Source organism: Rothia sp. HC945 (assembly GCF_051370785.1).
Lineage (GTDB): Bacteria > Actinomycetota > Actinomycetes > Actinomycetales > Micrococcaceae > Rothia.
Genome location: NZ_JBFCSN010000001.1, coordinates 84,280 through 102,482, shown reverse-complemented (window position 1 = coordinate 102,482; position 18,203 = coordinate 84,280). Strand labels below are relative to the sequence as shown.

16 protein-coding genes are annotated in these 18,203 nt (G+C 64.5%); all 16 read right to left on the bottom strand.

Annotated elements, in window-relative coordinates:
* Nucleotides 1-53 precede the first annotated feature (53 nt).
* Nucleotides 54-1,028: an RluA family pseudouridine synthase gene (locus AB0Y14_RS00445; protein WP_436587341.1), complete on the bottom strand. Its 975-nt coding sequence runs from the start codon at nucleotides 1,026-1,028 to the stop codon at nucleotides 54-56.
* Complete coding sequence (gene lspA / locus AB0Y14_RS00440) at nucleotides 1,025-1,579, bottom strand: signal peptidase II (RefSeq protein WP_436587340.1); 555 nt, start codon at nucleotides 1,577-1,579, stop codon at nucleotides 1,025-1,027. Before lspA ends, AB0Y14_RS00445 begins: the two co-directional genes overlap by 4 nt.
* A 121-nt stretch (nucleotides 1,580-1,700) precedes the next feature.
* Nucleotides 1,701-2,507 carry a DivIVA domain-containing protein gene (locus AB0Y14_RS00435; RefSeq protein ID WP_436587339.1) on the bottom strand — a complete coding sequence of 269 codons (807 nt, stop codon included), beginning with the start codon at nucleotides 2,505-2,507 and terminating at the stop codon, nucleotides 1,701-1,703.
* 232 nt (nucleotides 2,508-2,739) lie between these two features.
* Nucleotides 2,740-3,042, bottom strand: coding sequence for a YggT family protein (locus tag AB0Y14_RS00430; RefSeq protein ID WP_436587338.1), 303 nt, complete (start codon nucleotides 3,040-3,042; stop codon nucleotides 2,740-2,742).
* Between the two features lie 45 nt (nucleotides 3,043-3,087).
* Nucleotides 3,088-3,825, bottom strand: coding sequence for a cell division protein SepF (gene sepF, locus AB0Y14_RS00425; protein WP_436587337.1), 738 nt, complete (start codon nucleotides 3,823-3,825; stop codon nucleotides 3,088-3,090).
* Nucleotides 3,826-3,935: 110 nt separating this feature from the next.
* Nucleotides 3,936-4,754 carry a YggS family pyridoxal phosphate-dependent enzyme gene (locus AB0Y14_RS00420; RefSeq protein WP_436587336.1) on the bottom strand — a complete coding sequence of 273 codons (819 nt, stop codon included), beginning with the start codon at nucleotides 4,752-4,754 and terminating at the stop codon, nucleotides 3,936-3,938.
* A 43-nt stretch (nucleotides 4,755-4,797) separates the two neighbouring features.
* Nucleotides 4,798-5,592 carry a polyphenol oxidase family protein gene (locus AB0Y14_RS00415; RefSeq protein ID WP_436587335.1) on the bottom strand — a complete coding sequence of 265 codons (795 nt, stop codon included), beginning with the start codon at nucleotides 5,590-5,592 and terminating at the stop codon, nucleotides 4,798-4,800.
* Nucleotides 5,593-5,697: 105 nt separating this feature from the next.
* Nucleotides 5,698-6,957, bottom strand: coding sequence for a cell division protein FtsZ (ftsZ, locus tag AB0Y14_RS00410; protein WP_436587334.1), 1,260 nt, complete (start codon nucleotides 6,955-6,957; stop codon nucleotides 5,698-5,700).
* Nucleotides 6,958-7,203: 246 nt separating this feature from the next.
* Entirely contained in the window at nucleotides 7,204-8,316 is a 1,113-nt protein-coding gene (locus tag AB0Y14_RS00405) for a cell division protein FtsQ/DivIB (protein WP_436587333.1), read from the bottom strand.
* Nucleotides 8,313-9,821 (bottom strand): UDP-N-acetylmuramate--L-alanine ligase, encoded by a 1,509-nt coding sequence (murC, locus tag AB0Y14_RS00400; protein WP_436587332.1) that lies wholly within the window; start codon nucleotides 9,819-9,821, stop codon nucleotides 8,313-8,315. The genes AB0Y14_RS00405 and murC overlap by 4 nt, the downstream gene beginning before the upstream one ends.
* Nucleotides 9,822-9,823: 2 nt before the next feature.
* Nucleotides 9,824-10,939 carry an undecaprenyldiphospho-muramoylpentapeptide beta-N-acetylglucosaminyltransferase gene (gene murG, locus AB0Y14_RS00395; protein WP_436587331.1) on the bottom strand — a complete coding sequence of 372 codons (1,116 nt, stop codon included), beginning with the start codon at nucleotides 10,937-10,939 and terminating at the stop codon, nucleotides 9,824-9,826.
* A gap of 66 nt (nucleotides 10,940-11,005) precedes the next feature.
* Nucleotides 11,006-12,268, bottom strand: a complete 1,263-nt coding sequence (ftsW, locus tag AB0Y14_RS00390) for a putative lipid II flippase FtsW (RefSeq protein ID WP_436587330.1) — start codon at nucleotides 12,266-12,268, stop codon at nucleotides 11,006-11,008.
* Nucleotides 12,265-13,827, bottom strand: coding sequence for a UDP-N-acetylmuramoyl-L-alanine--D-glutamate ligase (murD, locus tag AB0Y14_RS00385; RefSeq protein WP_436587329.1), 1,563 nt, complete (start codon nucleotides 13,825-13,827; stop codon nucleotides 12,265-12,267). The genes ftsW and murD overlap by 4 nt, the downstream gene beginning before the upstream one ends.
* A complete protein-coding gene (gene mraY / locus AB0Y14_RS00380) occupies nucleotides 13,827-14,948 on the bottom strand; it encodes a phospho-N-acetylmuramoyl-pentapeptide-transferase (RefSeq protein WP_436587328.1) in 1,122 nt (373 codons plus the stop codon). Before mraY ends, murD begins: the two co-directional genes overlap by 1 nt.
* A gap of 18 nt (nucleotides 14,949-14,966) precedes the next feature.
* On the bottom strand, nucleotides 14,967-16,451 hold the full coding sequence (locus AB0Y14_RS00375; RefSeq protein ID WP_436587327.1) for a UDP-N-acetylmuramoyl-tripeptide--D-alanyl-D-alanine ligase: 1,485 nt from the start codon (nucleotides 16,449-16,451) through the stop codon (nucleotides 14,967-14,969).
* Entirely contained in the window at nucleotides 16,448-18,148 is a 1,701-nt protein-coding gene (locus AB0Y14_RS00370; RefSeq protein WP_436587326.1) for a UDP-N-acetylmuramoyl-L-alanyl-D-glutamate--2,6-diaminopimelate ligase, read from the bottom strand. Before AB0Y14_RS00370 ends, AB0Y14_RS00375 begins: the two co-directional genes overlap by 4 nt.
* Nucleotides 18,149-18,203 lie beyond the last annotated feature (55 nt).

Below are 18,203 nucleotides of genomic sequence, written 5' to 3'. Positions count from 1 at the left end.
ACGTGGAGGTGGGTAAAGCCTTTGGATTTTGCCGCGGAAGTCACTGAACCATATTAGGACTTCCAGGTGCCCAGAGCATCCCCGGATCTCATCGACTCGAGGGCAAACCGCAGGTCAGGCGAGTATTGGCTGTCGAATTCGGTGTATCGACCCGTGCCAGGGTGGTGGAAGCCGAGCCGGTGGGCGTGCAACCACTGCCGAGTCAGGCCGAGCCTCGCGGCAAGTTTCGGGTCGGCCCCGTACGTCAGGTCTCCGCAGCACGGGTGGTTGAGGGCCGAGAAGTGCACGCGGATCTGATGTGTCCTGCCGGTCTCCAGGTGAACCTCCGCCAGGGACGCCGGCCCGAACGCCTCAATGACCTCGTAGTGAGTCACGGCAGAACGGCCGTCGTCGACCACCGCGAACTTCCACTCATGACCGGGATGGCGGCCGATGGGTGCGTCAATGGTTCCTTGGAGGGGGTCCGGGATGCCCTGGACCAGCGTGTGGTAGACCTTCGTGACGGTCCGTTCCTTGAAGGCACGTTTGAGCAGGGAATAGGAATTCTCGTTCTTGGCCACGACCATGAGGCCCGAGGTCCCGACGTCCAATCGGTGCACGATCCCCTGACGTTCGCCGGCTCCGGACGTGGTGATACCGACTCCGGCCGCTGACAGGGCGCCCAAGACGGTCGGGCCGTGCCAGCCGGGCGAAGGATGCGCGGCCACGCCCGAAGGCTTGTCCACCACCACAAGGTCCGAGTCCTCGTGGATGATGCGGAAGCCGTCGACGCTCTCCGGAACGACCCGGACCTTGTCCGCCGGATCCGGTACATCAGCCGAAATCACGGCTCCCTCGTTGACCTTGAGGGACTTGGCGACCTTGACCGACCGGCCCCGTTCGGTCACCGTCACGCGGCCGTCCGCGCACCACGACGCCGCCGCGGAGCGGGACTGGTTCGTGCGATCCGCGAGGAAGGCGTCCAGCCGGGTACCGGCGTCTTCAGAGGACACCGTCCATTCGTGCTGTCCCACGACGTATTCGCTCACGATGCGCCTCCTTCGGCCTCGGTGCCCGCGGAATCACCATGACGCCCCTCCAGGGGAATCCCCCGGAGCACGAGGATGGCAATCACCGCAATGCTCACACAAATACACGCATCGGCCACGTTGAAAATCGCATAGTGCGGCACCGATACGAAATCCACCACGTGTCCCCTCCCGAATCCGGGCTCCCGGAAAAGCCGGTCGGTGAGGTTGCCCAGAACTCCCGACAAGAGTCCGAACAGGGAAAGAATCCACCCCCGTGTGCCCGCGCGCGGCAGGTAGTAGAGAACAATAGCCGCGACCACAACCATGATGATCGTGAAGACCCAGGTCACCGACTCGCCCATCGAGAAAGCGGCCCCAGGGTTGCGGATGAAACGCCACCACAAGAGACCATCCACCACCGGTATCGCTTGTCCCTCGACCATGTGAGTCACCACGGCCAGTTTGGACAACTGGTCTCCGAGGTAGAGGACCACCAGGAGCACCAATCCGGCCATGTGGTAGACACGACGACGCCCGGTGGTCGCGGTCCGTGCGGCTGCTTCGCTCACGCTTGCTCGTACTCCTGACGATGCTCTTGAAGGGATCATGGTGCCCGATCCGGCAACGGGGCCAGCAGAGAAACTCTGCTGGCCCCGTCAATGCCGGTCCTACGCTGTGCGGACCGTCGGCCTAGCGGGCCTCGGTCGGCTCCACGCGGGGCGACTGCTCCAGATCCGTGAGCTTGCCTTCCAAGTAGGCCTTCAGATCGCGGCGGTACTTGGTCTCGAAACTGCGCAGGGTCTCGACGTCGGTCTCCAGATTGGTCTTGGACTCCTCGAGGGAGGCGAGAATCTCGGAGCGCTTGGCCTCGGCCTCGCTCAGCATGGAATTGGCCGTGGTCTGGCCTTCTTCGATGAGGCGTGCCTTCTCGGACTCGCCCTGCGACACGTAATCGTCGTGCAGACGCTGGGCCATCGCGATCACGGCGGCGGCGGATGCCGCGGACTCGGTCGACTGGCCCTGGACGGTATTCTGTCCGGTGGCCCCGGCCGTCTGGACGCCGGCCGCGGAACCCGAGTTCTCGCCCGACACCGAGGAATCGGCCGGAGCTGACTCATCCTTCTCGGCCGCGGTCGGAACCTGCTCGTTGCTGGGGTGGATTTCGGAATCGAGGTTCTCCGGTTCGACGTCGGAGCTCGAGTCCGATTCGACGTTCAAGGCTGCCACGGAGGCGGCGTCGGCGCCCTGGGCCCCGGCCGAATCGGCGCTCTGCGAGCTCGAGGTGCTGTTCGCGCCATCGGCGGAGGCCCCACCGGCCGCGGGGTCGATCCCCGATTCCTCAAGCTTTCCGCGAAGCTCCTCGTTCTCCTTGTTCAGGCGGCGGAGTTCGGCGACGACCTCGTCCAGGAAGAGATCGACCTCTTCCTGGTCGTACCCTTCGCGGAACTTCGTGGGTTGAAAGGTCTTGTTGATGACCTCTTCCGGAGTCAATGCCATGAATAAACACCTCTTGTTTCGTCGATGCGGCGGCAGTCGCACCATAGGTCTGCGCGGGCAACCCTCGGTAGAGGATTCCCGCAAGTCTGTGTCTCCGAGCCCAGGGCTGATGTCGCGCGGCTCGTCCCTGCATCACATCTTAATGATTCACACGCGAGGCTATGAGAAATATCTGGGTATACGCTGAGCGCCGAATGCGGCGTCCGGTCCGGGCTCACGGCCCGGTAACCGTCTACATGAGCATGGAGCCCAGGGACGATCCGACGATGGCACGTACGATGCTCAACGCGATCAACAGGACCAGGAACCCCATATCCAGGGAAACGGTCCCGATGCGCAACGGCGGAATCCACTTGCGCATGAGCCTCATCGGAGGATCAGTGACGGTATAGACGGACGAAGCGAACACCAGGGCGACACCCTTCGGACGCCAGAAACGCGCGAAGGTCTGCACCCAGTCCAGGATGAGCCTGAACATCAGCACCAGGAACGCCAAGTAGAGGACGAAGTCAATGATGGCCAGAGCCGAAATCACCTGGTTGCACCTTTCTCACGCCGGACGGATCGATAATTATCGGCCTCAGCTCTGGTTGAAGAGCGAGTCGTCCGTGTCGGGAGCCGACGACGAAACATCTTCCGAAGCGAGGACCTCAAGGTTCGCGGGGGTGAGCAGGAAGACCTGCTCCGTGACCCTCTCGATGCTTCCGTTCAGCGCGAACGTCAGACCGGACGAGAAATCGACCAGTCGCTTGGCCTCGGCCACATCCATGTCCGTGACGTTCATGATCACGGGGATGTTGTTCCGGAAAGATTCTCCGATCACCTTCGCATCATTGTAGGAACGAGGATGAATGGTGGTGATACGTCGCAATTCGTTGTCGCTTTCGGTCTGTGCCGCGGCACGGTTGATCGGGGTCACGGGAGCGCGATAGTCATCGCGCACCTCGTCCCTGGCTTGTTCGGTGTCTCGACGAGCAGGAGCCGCGGAGCCCTCGGAGGACCGAACGGCTGGAGCCGCCTCACGCACCCCCCGCTCAGGGGCGGGTCGGCTCGCACCATTTCTCCGCTCCTCGGTTCTGGCGGCTTCCGACCGACGCGGTTCGGCCTCAGCCTCGGGTCGCGCCGAGACCGCGGTCGCGGCTTCCCCGGCTTCGGCCTCGCGCGGCGCTCGTTCCTCGTACTGGGCATACGGCTGTGCCGCAGTTTCGGGCTCGGCCCGGCGCTGTTGAGGCGCGGGTTGATGCGACGCGGGCTGGGCCTCGTACCCGTCGTCGGCGAGGCCAAGAAAGACCATCGCCTGGCGCAGTGTTCCGGCCATGTGAACTCCTCGAGAATTGTTCGTTGAGACGGGCGCTACCCGCCAATGGCTCCATTATTCCCACCGACTTGGGCAATTGCAGTCGGCAACACGCCTGATCCAGGGAATACTCAGGTGTTGCTGGGACGTCGACCCATGATCGCGCTGCCCACGCGGACACTGGTCGACCCCCATCGTATCGCCTCGCGCATATCGTTGCTCATCCCCGCCGAAATCTTCCAGGCCTCGGGATGGCGGTGCCGCAATTGCACGCTGAGGTTCCACAGTTTCTCGAACGCCTGCCCCGGAGCCGTTCCGAGCGGGGCCACGGCCATCAGGCCGCCGACACGGAGACCGTCAGCCTCGGCAATGTGGTCCGCGATTCGCCAGATGTCCTCGGGGTCAGCTCCGCCACGGGCGCCTTGAGCGGCTTCTCCCGGCGTTGCTCCGGCGTCATCAAGACCGACCTGGATCAGGCATTCGAGTCCTCCGCTGGCGGCTGAGGCCGGCTCGGGCCCCTCTTCGGACTCGTACCGGGCCACGGCGGACCGGTAGGCCTTGCCCAACGCACTGGCGAGTGAGGATCGATCGACCGAGTGGACCGCCGTCGCGTACTTGACCACGGACTTGGCCTTGTTCGACTGCAGCTGGCCGATGTAGTTCCACGCGGGCGGGTCCCCCTCCGCGTAGCCGGCGAGCGCTGCCGCCTTGGCGGAGGCCTCCTGGTCGCGGTTCTCTCCGAAAACGCGCACCCCGGCGTCGTACAGGGCTGCGACGTCGGAGGCCGGGAAGAATTTCGTCACGGTCATCAACTCCACGCCACCAGAGGCTGGGCGGAGATCTCGGGGCGTCTCGGCCGCCCATTCGTCGATCTCCGCCCGGACGCGGGCGTGCGCTTCGGCGAGCTCTTTCGCCCGTTCGGGGGCGTAACTCAATTCACTCAAGGTCATTGTCCTTCCTTGGCGGTCAAAGGGGCGACGTCCGAGAAGCGGCCTACCGCGCCGAGCCCTCGGACCGCCACACGAGACCCGCAATTCGTCCTTGCCCTGGGGCGCGGCGGTGCGAGTAGAGATCCTGCGTCTCGTACGTGCACTCATCGTGCTCTCCCGGTTGCACCTCCACCCCCAGGTCCTGGAGCTGAATACGGGCCGCACGAGGCAGATCGAGAGCCGGCGTGTTCCAGCGCGTGGTCGAGGCGATCCCCGCATGCGTCCGGCTCGACGCAGCGACCATCTCTTCCGGAACCTCGTAGCAGTCGCCACAAATCGCAGGCCCTATCCATGCGCGGATCTCTCGGGCATCGTATGACTTCAGGGCATCGACGACGTTCGGCAGGACCCCGTCCAGCAGGCCCTTGCGCCCCGCGTGGGCCACGGCGAACAGGTCCTCGCGCTCAGTGGCCAGGACCACCGGCAGGCAATCGGCCGTCATGATCGCAAGAGGTCGGCCCGTGGCCGTGACCGCAGCATCGGCGACAGGAGCGAATTCACGTTCCTCGTGCGGGCTCAACCCCGCCGGCACCACGGGCGCCTGATCGGCGTCGGCCACCCGTGTTCCGTGGACCTGCTCGAGGAAGAGCAGCGTTCCACCCTCAACCCCCATGGCCTGTTCGAGGAGGCGACGATTCTCCTGCGGATCGGAAGTTCCCGGTACATGCAGACCGAGGTTGCCAGCCCCCAGTCCGGTGAACCCGATGGACACGCCATGGGGCAGGTCCACGCGATGGCGGAGGACTTCCGATCTCGGGCGCGGAACCGCTCCGTCGAGAGAGGATGATTTGTCGGTCATGGTTTCTCCTCGGCCCTGGGGTCGGTATCTGTCCGGGACAGAAAGAACGGGGCGGGACGATCATCTCGTCCCGCCCCGTCGGCTTCACACGCGTCTCGTTATGGGTTACTTCAGGAAGTCGGGGACGTCCAGGGAATCCTTGCCGGACTTCTTGGACGACGAGGAGCTCTCTCCGTCGTTGCCCACGACCGGGGGCAGGTCCAGGTCGAAGCCGGCGTTGGCCGGAACATCCGAGTCGTCCTGCCACTGGGACCCTGACCCGCCGCCGAAGGAGTTGCTCGAGTAGGAGCCGCTACCCCGCTGGGGGTTCTCGGCGACCTTGGCGGGCTGCGATGCACCGCCGCCATAGGTCTGCTGGGTCTTCTGAGCCTGGTTCGCCGCCGCGTTGTTCTCGTTGCTGTTCGTCTCGGGGTTGAGCGAGTCGAAGCCCGCAGCGATGACGGTGACACGGGCTTCGTCGCCCAGAGCGTCATCGATCACGGCGCCGAAGATGATGTTGGCATCCGGGTGGGCAACTTCCTGCACCAGGCGAGCGGCCTCGTTGATCTCGAACAGGCCGAGATCCGATCCGCCCTGAATCGACAGGAGCACACCGTGCGCGCCGTCGATCGAGGCCTCGAGCAACGGAGAAGCTATCGCCAACTCGGCCGCCTTGACGGCCCGATCCTCGCCCTGAGCGGAGCCGATACCCATCAGAGCGGACCCGGCCCCCTGCATCACGGACTTGACGTCCGCGAAGTCGAGGTTGATCAGACCGGGAGTCGTAATGAGATCCGTGATGCCTTGGACACCGGAGAGCAGAACCTGGTCTGCCGACTTAAATGCGTCAAGCATCGACACGTTGCGGTCGGAGATGGACAGGAGTCGATCGTTGGGGATCACGATGAGCGTGTCGACCTCGTCGCGCAGTGCTTCGATACCGGTCTCGGCCTGGTTGGACCGACGACGCCCCTCGAAAGTGAACGGACGGGTCACGACGCCGATCGTCAACGCACCGAGCGACCGTGCTATGCGGGCAACAACGGGAGCACCGCCCGTACCGGTTCCGCCGCCCTCGCCGGCCGTGACGAAGACCATGTCGGCCCCCTTGAGGACCTCCTCGATCTCTTCGTCGTGATCCTCGGCGGCCTGACGGCCGACCTCCGGATTCGCACCCGCGCCGAGTCCGCGGGTCATCTCGCGCCCGACGTCGAGCTTGACGTCGGCATCCGACATCAGCAGTGCCTGGGCGTCGGTGTTGATCGCGATGAATTCGACACCGCGAAGACCGACCTCGATCATGCGGTTGACCGCATTGACGCCGCCGCCGCCGATGCCGACGACCTTGATGACGGCGAGGTAATTCTGGGGAGTTGTTACGTCCATGGGGATCCTCGTCTTAGCGTGTGAAGCCGAAACACATGATTCCGTAGCTTGAACCATCACTTGAAGGTTGAGATTCAACGCTCGGCACCTGCGCCCAGCTTGTTCCTATACCAGGTCTACAGTACCAACCACCTGTTGCCGTGTCGTACCGATTTGCCGATTGGAGTCTAAGAATTTCCGGCAAATATTGTGTCCTGACTCAGAAATTTAAACCTCTACTAGAACCTTCAGTTTGTGATTCCGCGACTATTTGGTGACCGGTCGGTCTGGGCTCGAGACATCGTAGACCGATGCACCGCCGCTGTCCTTCAGGCCCTGCACCAAGCTGTTCAGGACCTCGGCCTTGTAGTCGCTGTCTTCACCGGTGCCCCACTTGACCTTCGACCCGTCCTTCATGTCCAGCTGAATGTTGTTGGATGACTCGGCGTCGACCTTGTTGAGCTGGTTGAGCAGGGACCGTGGCAGCGTCTGCAGGGCCTGCACCGCGGAATCGAAGGCGTCGCTCTTGACCGCATCCGGGCCGCCGTCGAGCAACGGCACTCCGGCTTCCTCAACCGACTTCTTCGACCCGATGGCGACGCCGTCCTTGTCGACCAGAATGTACTGGTCCCCGGACTTCACGACCGCCACGGGGGCCCGCTCGTGGATGGTCACCACGAGTTCGTGCGGCGGGTGCGCCTCGATGCTCACGTTCTGCACGGCGATGTCGTCACCGACCTTGTTCTCGACGTCCTTTGTCGTGACGCGTGTCAGAGGCTTGCCTTTGAGGGAGTCCAGAGACTTCTGGAGGGAGGCCTTGTCCGTCAGGTTGGCCCCCTCGATCGTGACCTTCTGTGTCGCGAGCAATGGCGAGAAGAAGACGATGCCGAGGAACAGGACTGCGGCCACCACGAACACGCCCAGGCTCAGGAGGACTTTCCGTCGTCTGCTGCGCCGAGGCCTCCCCTGGGCATCTCCGTCCGAAGACGATGAGTCTGCACTGCTCCTCCCCACCCTGCGGCCACGATCGGCGCGGCGTCCGGGGAAGGCAACAATGTTGTCCTGATCCGATTTTTCGCCGGCAGCGCCTTCCTCGGGGTCGGGATGGGATGATCGATCGGCCCGAGTTTCCCGGCCGCCCTCTTCCCCCGATGCCTCGTGCCTCGTCAACGCGCCGGGCGTGGTTTCTGCAGTGTCCGGCGACTCGGCCTGGCCCGATTCTTCTACCGGTACCACACGGACCTTGGACGGATCGTTGACACGAACCGTCGCCTGTTCTCCGGACTCGGAGGATGCTGATGTGCCTGCGGCCGGCTTCGTCTCGGTATCTTTCTTGCCCTGGTTGCTGCGGGGCAGACGCGGCCTGCGTGCCGGACTCACGATTCATCCCGGGCCGTGGACGGCCCGCCTTCGGACAGTTCGTTGAGGATCTTGTCCCCGAACGTGGTCACGTCACCTGCCCCGATCGTCATCACGATGTCGCCCTCGGAGGCCGCGGAGGCCACACGTCCTGCGGCTTCGCCCGAGCTGGACGCGTACCTGACCTCGGTGTGACCGGACTCGGTGATGAGGCGACTCGTCACGCCCTCGATCGGCTCTTCTCGCGCCGGGAAGATATCGACCACGTACGCCCGGTCGGCAAGAGACAAGGCTTCGGCGAATTCGACCGCAAATTCTCGCGTGCGGGAGAACAGATGAGGCTGGAAGACCGCGTACACGTTGTGCCCGCCCGACGCCGTCCGAGCGGCTTCGAGGGCCGCAGCGACCTCCGTCGGGTGATGCGCGTAGTCGTCGTAGACCCTGACTCCGCGGCGTTCGCCCTTGAACTCGAACCGGCGTGCCGATCCGGTGAACGCGGTCAGAGCCCTCGCGGCGTCGGCCGCGTCGAACCCCCCGATGAGCGCGCAGCACAGAGCTGCCGCGGCGTTCCTCAGATTGTGCTGGCCCGGGACCGATAGCTCCAGATCGGCCGTTCCGGTCAGATTCGTGCTGCCCGCTCGGAAGTCCCAGTCCACCCTGGCTGTGCTTCGGGTGCCTTCGCCGCTGATGTCCGTGATACGGAGGTCGGCGCCCTCGTTTGTCCCGTATGTGACCACGGGACGGTTCTCAGCTCGTCGGGATTCGGCGAGCGCGCGGGAGCCGGCGTCATCCTCGCAGGCGACCAAGACGCCGTCGTCGGTCATGGTCTGCACGAATCGATCGAATGCGGCCGTCACGGCCTCAGGGCTGCCGTAGAAGTCCAGGTGGTCGGGTTCCACGTTGGTGACCACGGCGACCGAGGGGTTGTATTTGACGAAAGAGCCGTCGGATTCATCGGCTTCGGCGACGAACCAGTTCTCGGGGCCCGTGGCGCCCAGCGCGGCATTCGTGCCGAGAGCAGCGACCGTCGATCCCACTGCAAAAGACGGACGGGCACCCAGACCATCAAGCATCACGGCAATCATCGAGCTCGTGGTCGTTTTCCCATGCGTGCCGGCGACGGCAATCGTCCTCGAATCCGCCATCGCCGTTGCCAGAGCATCCGAACGGTGGATCACGCGAAGGCCCGCGGACCGCGCCGCGGCGAGCTCGGGGTTCGACTCCTTGATCGCGGTGGAGACGACCACGGTCTGCGCACCCTCGATATTGGCGGCGTCCTGCGGTACGAAGACGCGAGCGCCTTTGCCCTCGAGCACGTCCAGCGCCGCGTTGTGTTTCATGTCGGATCCGCTGACGTCGAGGCCGCGAGAGACCAGCAGGTCCGCCACGGCGGACATGCCTGTCCCGCCCATCCCTATGAAGTGCACGCGTCCGAGGTCCTCGGGGCGAATGCGTTCAGGAAACGGTGGGTTCATGGATTCGGGCAGCAATCCCTGCTGCTCCCCCGATCTGTGCGATGAGCCCATGGTCAGGCGCTCCCTTCGTGTCGCGCCGATTGTGCGATCAATCGGGCCATGTGCTGTGCAGCATCCCGAATACCGTGACGGTAACCGTTCGAGGACATCCGGTCCAAACGCTCCTGGTCGGTCACCGTGGACAGCACGTTGTCGACGAACCATTCGGCCGTGAATTTTTTGTCCTCGACCATGAGGCCGGCCCCGGAATCGACCAGGTCCTTGGCGTTGAGGGATTGTTCGCCGTTGCCGATCGGCAGAGGCACGAAAACGGCAGGGCAACCGACTGCGGCGACCTCACTGACCGTCGCGGCTCCGGAACGGGCCACCAGGAGATCGCATGCGGCGTAGACGTTCTCCATGCCGTCGATGTATTCGACCTGATGGTAGCCCGGGGCCTCGAGCGGTGCCCCGTCCGCGCCGAGAAGTTGTTTCCCCCGACCCGTGATGTGCAGCATCTGGACGCCGGATTCTTGCCACTCGGGCCTCTCGACGACGTCGGAGATCGTTCGGTTCATGTTCTGGGCACCCAGCGATCCGCCGGTGACAATGATGGTCGGCAAATCCTCCTGGAGCGAGAGGAGCTGGCGTGCCCCCGCGCGCTCGGCGGCCCGATCGCAACCGGAGATCTGCGGACGCATGGGCATGCCCACGTGTTGTCCGTGAGGAATCGGTGTCCCTTCGAAGGCCGTGGCCACGACCGCCGCCCGACGCGCACCGACCTTGTTGGCCAGACCTGGGCGCTGATTGGCCTCGTGGATCACGACTGGGATTTTCTCCTGGGCAGCCGCCAGATACATGGGCGTGCACACGTAACCGCCGACGCCGACCACGACGTCGGCCTCATTCCGGCGCAAGATCTCGCGGCCCTGGTTCACGGCGCGGCGCAACCTGACCGGAAGTTTGAGCAGATCCACCGTGGGCTTCCGCGGCATGGGAACTCGATCGACGAATTCGAGGTCATACCCGGCCTCCGGGACCAGCCGGGTTTCCATTCCCGACGCCGTCCCGACCGCGACGATGCGGGATTCCGGCTCCATCTCCCTGACGGCGTTGGCGATGGCGAGCATCGGAGAGATATGCCCCGCGGTTCCGCCTCCCGCAACGACTACGGACAGTGGCTTGGTCATGGTCTCGTCTCTCCCAATGGTCTAATGGTCTGTCTGCCCCCTGAATCAGGGCCCTGCGAGCGGTCCCTAGTTTACGTGTGCGTCGTCGGGGTCGAGGGATGTGAGGCTCATGGCCGGGTGCGTGGGCGTCTTGGCCAAAGACATCGCGAACCCGGAGGCGAATAAGGACATCATCAAGGATGTACCTCCGTACGAGATGAACGGCAACGGAATGCCGATGACAGGAAGCAGCCCGGTGACCATGCCGATGTTGACGAAGGTCTCGCCGACGAACCACGCCATGATTCCTGCGGCGGCCAACCGGACGAAGCGATCGCTCGACCGGAGGATGATGCGTGCCAGGCAGAGCGCCAGCACGGTGAACAGAGCGATCACCACGCAGGTACCGATGAATCCGAGCTCCTCGCCGAGGATCGCGATGATGTAGTCGTTGTGCGCCTCGGGCAGGTAGCTGTACTTCTGACGGGATTGGCCCAGGCCTTCTCCCCACCACGATCCTGTGGCCAGCGCCGCCATGCCCGAGTTGGCCTGGTAGCACTCCTGCCCCTGCGTGCAGGTCGAGGGGAAGAGCCAGGTAATGACTCGGCTCAGGCGGTGTGGGCGAGCGACGACGATCAGCACCATCAGCGCCGCCCCGATCAGCAGGGACCGAGTGAAAATCTTGCGCGGAGCACGAGCGAACCACAGGGCACTGACATAGATCAGTGCGAAGACGATGCAGGTACCCGCGTCACCACCGATGATCACCAGCCCGCAGACACCGAGAAAACCAAGGCACGAGGGAAGCAGTGCTTCCCGGGCGCTGGTGGCAACACGCGTGGATTTTGCCAGTGACCAGACGACCCAGAGAAGCAGTGAGAACTTGGCGATCTCGGAAGGCTGGAAGCTCAGCGGTCCGAGGCCCAACCAGTTCCTGTTTCCGTTGACCTCCTTGCCCAAGGGGGAAAGCACCAGCAGAAGCATGAACAGCGATATCCCCATCAGCCAATACGTCAGCTTCCGGTTCTTCCAGACGGAGATCCTGATCCGGCTTGCCACGAACATCGCGACGATGCCTCCCAGGGCGAAGAGACCCTGCCTCAGGAACAGACCGTACGGGGACTGCCCGTGGCTGAGCTGTTCGACCGAGGAGGCCGAGAGCACCATCATGCACCCGAGGATCGTCAGACCGATCGAGGAAACCGCTATCCCCACCGAGGCGCTCGTCATCGACCCCGTGGCGACCCAGCGGTACAGGGGCCTGGTCACGTACCTGTAGCCCTCGGCGAGTCGGGTCCACAGGGTGTCCTTGCGGCGGTTCCGCGGTTGTTCCGGGGCTGCGGTACTCATGAGGAGCGGTCGCCTTCGTCGGGGTCGTGGTCCTGGATGCTTTCTACGAGCTCGGTGACCGATTCGATGAAAGCGTTGCCGCGCTCGGCGTAGGTCGTGAACTGGTCCATCGACGCCGCCGCGGGCGCCATGAGCACCGTGTCACCGGGTTCGGCCAGATCGTGTCCGAGACGCACGGCCTGAGCCATGACGGCCCGGCCGTCCTCGACGGGGGCCGAGATTCCCTCGGCGGCACGGAGCACCGGAACGTGCGGCGCGTGGCGGTCCAGTGCTTGGAGCAATGACTCGGTATCGGTGCCGATCAGCACGACGCCCTTGAGCCGATCAGCGTGCTTCTCGACGAGTTCGTCATAGGCGACGCCCTTCGACAGGCCCCCGGCAATCCAGATCACCGGAGAGAAGGACGCCAGCGAAGCGTCCGCGGCGTGGGGGTTCGTGGCCTTGGAATCATTGACCCAAAGAACGCCGTGCGTGGTGGCGACAGGCTGAATCCGGTGTGCCCCGGGTTCGTACGAACGCAGGCCGTCACGCACGGCGACGGGCTCCACACTGGCAGCCCGGGCGAGTGCCGCCGCGGCCAAGGCATTCTCCACGGTGTGCTTGGTCGGCAATTCGCCCGTGTCCTGGACCGAGGCGAGTTCGGCCGCGGAGCTCCGCCGTTCTTCGACGAAAGCTCTGTCGACCAGCAGACCGTCCACGACTCCGAGCTGGGACAAGTACGGCGTGTCGGTCGTAAAGGACACCGCCCGGCATCCCTCCTGCACGTCGGCGTCCTCGACCATCTTCTCGGTGAGGGGTGCGGATGCGTTGTAGACGCACGCGACCTTGGTGTTCTCGTAGATCCTGGCCTTGTCCGCCTGGTAGTTCTCGTAACTGCCGTGCCAGTCGATGTGGTCCTCCGCAATGTTGAGGACCACGGAGGCCAAGGGTTCGAGCGATGAGGACCAGTGCAATTGGTAGCTCGACAGCTCAACGGCGAAGACTTCGTACTCGACCGGGTCACGAAGTGCGTCCAGGATGGGTGTGCCGACGTTGCCGACGGCGATGGCCTTGAGCCCAGCCGCCTGCAGCATGGATTCCGTCATTCCGACCGTTGTCGTCTTGCCGTTGGTCCCGGTCACGCACACCCATTCGGCGGTCTTCCGGCCTTCGCGCCGGCGCAGCCTCCAGGCCAACTCGACCTCTCCCCAGATTTGGATGCCTTCGCGCGCGGCCTGGGCCAGGATTCCGAGGCTCGGCCGCAGGCCCGGTGAGGTCACGACGACGTCCGGACGTTGCCCCTCGACGTCGGGCAATGCGTCCATCGCGCCGTCGCCGAGCGTGACGTCCGCCGCGCCGACGATCTCGAGGGTCTGGCGTTTGTAGCGGTTCTCCTCGGTGTCCTTGCCGTCGACGACCACGACTCGTGCGCCGAGTTCGATCAGCGTATCCGCGGCCGCGAAACCTGACACCCCAATCCCGGCGACCACGACTCGCAGGTCCGCCCAGTCGGAGTCCCAGGTCGTCAGGGACTCGAGGCGCGGGTTGCCGACGTCGGGATTCTCTTGGGTCGATCGCATCAGAGCGTCACACCTCCATGACTGATGAGCCAGTCACCGTAGAACACTCCCAGGGCAAGGGCGACGAAGAGGCCGGCAATGATCCAGAAGCGAACCACCACGGTCACTTCCTTCCAGCCCTTGAGCTCGAAGTGGTGCTGCAGCGGTGCCATCTTGAACACACGCTTTCCTCCCGAGATCTTGAAGTATCCGACCTGGATGATCACGGATGCCGAGATCATGACGAAAAGACCGGCCAACAGGACCAGGAGGATCTCGGTCCGGGTCAGCATGGCGAACGCCGCGAGGGCTCCGCCGAGTCCCAGGGATCCCGTGTCGCCCATGAAGATCGTCGCGGGAGACGTGTTCCACCAGAGGAAGCCGATCAGCGCGCCCACGAGCGCCGCGGCGACCACGGACAGCTGGGCGGGATCGCGTACCTCGTAGCAGACGGCCCCGGGCGACACGGATTCGCACAGGTGATTGGCCTGCCACATCGAGATCATGAGGTACCCCGAGAAGACCAGAATCGATGCGCCCGTGGCGAGACCATCGAGCCCGTCGGTGAGGTTCACGGCGTTGGTGGTCGCCGTCGAGATGAGGTTCGCCCACACCACGAAGAGAATGATGCCCAGGATCGGGAGACCGAAGGAGAGATCCAGCCACGGGATGTCCCTCGTGAAGGAAATGTGGGTCGAGGCCGGTGTCCATCCGTTCTCGTTGGGGATCGTCAGGGCGAGGACACCGAAGATGATCCCCACCGTCCCCTGCAACAGGATTTTCCCCTTGGGCGTCAGGCCGAGGGACTGTTTCCGGGCGATCTTCTTGAAGTCGTCGATGAACCCGACGCCGGCCATTCCTATCATCAGGAACAGCAGAAGCAGAGCGGACACCGACGGAACGGGGTTTCCCCCGAATACGAGGCCATTGATGGCCAATGCGAGGAAGAACGCGAGAAGGGTCGCGACAATAATGACGACGCCGCCCATAGTCGGCGTGCCGCGCTTCGTCTGGTGGCTCGTGGGGCCGTCCTCACGAATGAATTGGCCGTACTGCTGCCTGACCAACAATTTGGTAAACAGCGGCGTTCCGACGAGCGAGAGGATGAGGCCAAAGGCCGCCGCCAGCAGAATGGAGATCATGCGGTACTTTGTGCCTTTCTACCTTGTTTCGGGTCCGGTCGGGTCGACGCCGGTTCGGTCCTGAGCAACTCTATCCCCCAAGTGGAGCAAGCCGGCATCTCTGGAGGACTTGAAGAGGGCAATGTCGCCTTCACGCAGGTCACGTCGGAGAATTTCGAATGCTTGCTCGGTCGTCTCGACCCACACGGCTTCTTCTCCCCAGGAGCCCTCCAGGTGGGCGGCGTTGAAGATTGGCGCCGCTTCCTGGCCGATGGCGATCAGCTTGGGGATGTTCAGGCGAACGACGTCCCGACCGAGTTTATCGTGTTCATCGCGCGAGGCGTCGCCCAGTTCGAGCATGGCGCCGAGCACAGCCCAGGTGCGACGTGGCGGTTCGGCATCGCGCCCCATCTGGGCCAACGTCCGCAGTGCCGCGGCCATCGACTCGGGATTCGCATTGTAGGCGTCGTTGATCACGGTCACGCCGTCGGGCCGATCGGTGCGTTCCATGCGGTACCGGCTGACCGCCCCCAGCTCGCTGAGAGCTCGGGCGATGTCTCCCGCGGGAATTCCCGCGGCGTGCGCAAGGGTCGCCGCGGCCAACAGGTTGTACACGTGGTGTTCGCCAATGAGTTTGGACGCGACCTCGTACGAGTCCCCCTCGGGGAACGTCAGACGGAATTGGGGACAGCCGCTGTGGTCGGTCCTCACCTCGGAGGCGCGGACCACGGGCGCTTCGATGTCCCGCACGTGGCGTCCTTCGACCCCGAACCAGGTCACCTCGGCCGTGGCCTTGTCCTCCATGGCAGCAACCCTGGGGTCGTCGAGATTGAGCGCGACCCCGCCGGTCGGCACGACGCCGTCGGCCAGCTCCGACTTGGTGATCGCGATGTTCTCGACGCCGCCGAATTCGCCCGCGTGGGCGGTACCGACTTTGAGGATGGCCCCGAAATCGGGATTCACGATGTCGCAGAGGTATCGAATGTTCCCGACGTGATTGGCCCCCATCTCGATCACGAGAAACTGGGTGTCCCAGTCTGCGCGGAAAACGGTCAGCGGAACGCCGACCTCGCCGTTGTACGAGCCGACGGGTGCCACGGTGGGACCGTGTTCGTTGAAGATGCCCCGGAGCAGGTCCTTCGTGGTCGTCTTCCCCGCCGACCCGGTGATACCGAGCACGGTCACCTGGCCCTCGGACTTGAGGCGACGCACGATGTCGTGGGCGAGACGGCCCATGGCTTCGACAACCTCCGGAACGATCACGCTGGGAAGGATCCGGCCTTCGTCGTCGCGAATCTCCCGTTCGGCGAGGGCGAGCGGGGAACCAGCCTCCCGTGCGCTGCCGATGAATCGGTGCCCGTCCGTGACCTCTCCCGGCTTGGCGATGAACAGGGTTCCTTCGACGACCTCGCGCGAGTCGGTGGTGGCGGAGGTGCATCGCACCGAATCTTCCGCCCCTTCCTCGAGCCCGACCAGGGTGCCCTGGACGGCATCGGCGATTTCTCGTGCTGACAGTTCGATCATCGGTTTCCTCCTGCGGCGTTTCGGCGCGCCTGCCACGTGCGAAGCGCGCTCCGCAATTCCTCACGATCGTCGAGGGCGTTGTCCACCCCGGCGATGTCCTGACTGACTTCATGACCACGGCCCGCGACGAGGATCGAGTCTTCGGGTCCGGCCAGTTCCACGGCGCGTTCGATGGCTCTCGCCCTCGGGGCAACGTTCTCGACCGTTCCGGCCCGAGCGCCGGCTTCGATGGCCTCCCGCGCGCCGGCCGCCACCGCATCTCGGATGGGGCCCGGCGCCTCGTTGTGGGGATCGTCGTCGGTCACGATCACCACGTCCGAGTTGCGTGCAGCGACCGCACCCATCGTGGGACGCTTCGTCTGGTCGCGCTGTCCCGTGGCTCCGAAGACGATAATGACCTTGCCCTTACTGTCGGTGCCGGGGTCCACCGCGCCCAAGGCTCGCTCGAGCGCATCGGCGTTGTGGGCGAAATCGACAATTGCCACTGGCTCCTGGGAAATGACCTGCATCCGTCCCGGGACCAAGGGCGTCAGGGATTCGGGGGCGGACAGCACGTCTTGGAGGGCGCGTTCATCGACCCCCGACTCTGCAACCATGGCCACCGCGAGGGCGGCGTTGGAGACGTTGAAGTCGGCCGGAAGTCCGGTCGTTGCCCGAAGTTCTCGTCCGTCGCGGTGCGTGAGCACCAAGCTGTGTCCGATGCCGTGCGGTTGGACGGCAGTGAGCGTCCAGTCTGCCGGCTCCTGATCGGCAGGCTGTTTGCTTCCTCGCCCGTAGTCGGTCCAGAGGGTGATCACGGCCTGCTCCCCCTGGGCGTCCCGGGCCTTGTCGGCCATGGAACGGCCCCAGGCATCGTCGACCGTGATGACACTGCGGCGAGAGTGGGACGGCGTGAACAGCTGGGCCTTCGAGGAGGCGTAAGCATCCATGGTGCCGTGGAGATCGAGGTGGTCCTGGGTCAGGTTGGTGAAGCCGGCGACGTCGTACACGAGCCCGTCCACCCGCTTGTAGTCCAGCGCGTGGGAGGAGACCTCCATCGAGGCGGAGGTGATCCCGTGTTCCCTCATGACCGATACGAGCGAGTGGACGTGAGTGGACTCGGGGGTGGTCAGCTGGCTGGGGATCGCGTGGCCTCCGGCGAGGATTTCGATGGTCCCGATGAGACCGGTCGTGTGCCCGAGAGCCGCCATGATCGCGTTGATCATGTACGTGGTGGTCGTCTTGCCGTTGGTGCCGGTCACGGCGAACAGACGCTGGACCTCGGGCGAGGACGGCTGGCTCGCATACACCAAGGCGGCCAGTGGCCCCACGACGTCGCGGACTCGTTCGACGACGAGTACCGGGATCTGAAGCCCCAGTGCCCGGACGGTCGACAACCCGGTCTCGTCCGTCAGCACGGCGACGGCGCCCCGGCGTGTCGCGCCCTCGATGAAGTCGGCTCCGTGCGCGTTCGCGCCCGGAAGGGCCACGTACAGGTCGCCTGCCTGTACTTCGCGGGAGTCCATGCTGATACCGGTCGCGGTCACCTCAAGGGTCCCCTCGGTCCGCACCGAATGGCCCTGAGCGCCGATCGCGTCGGCCAGCTCTCGAAGGCTCCGTGGGGCAACGGACCGCGGACGCAAGCTCTGTGCGGTCCCCTCCAGACCGGTACTGCCGATACCGGAACCACTCTCCGCTGGCTCATCCTCAAGGGGCATGGGGTGCGATCCTTCTCTTCCGTGTGGTTTTTGTGTGTGTGACTCGTGGGGGCCT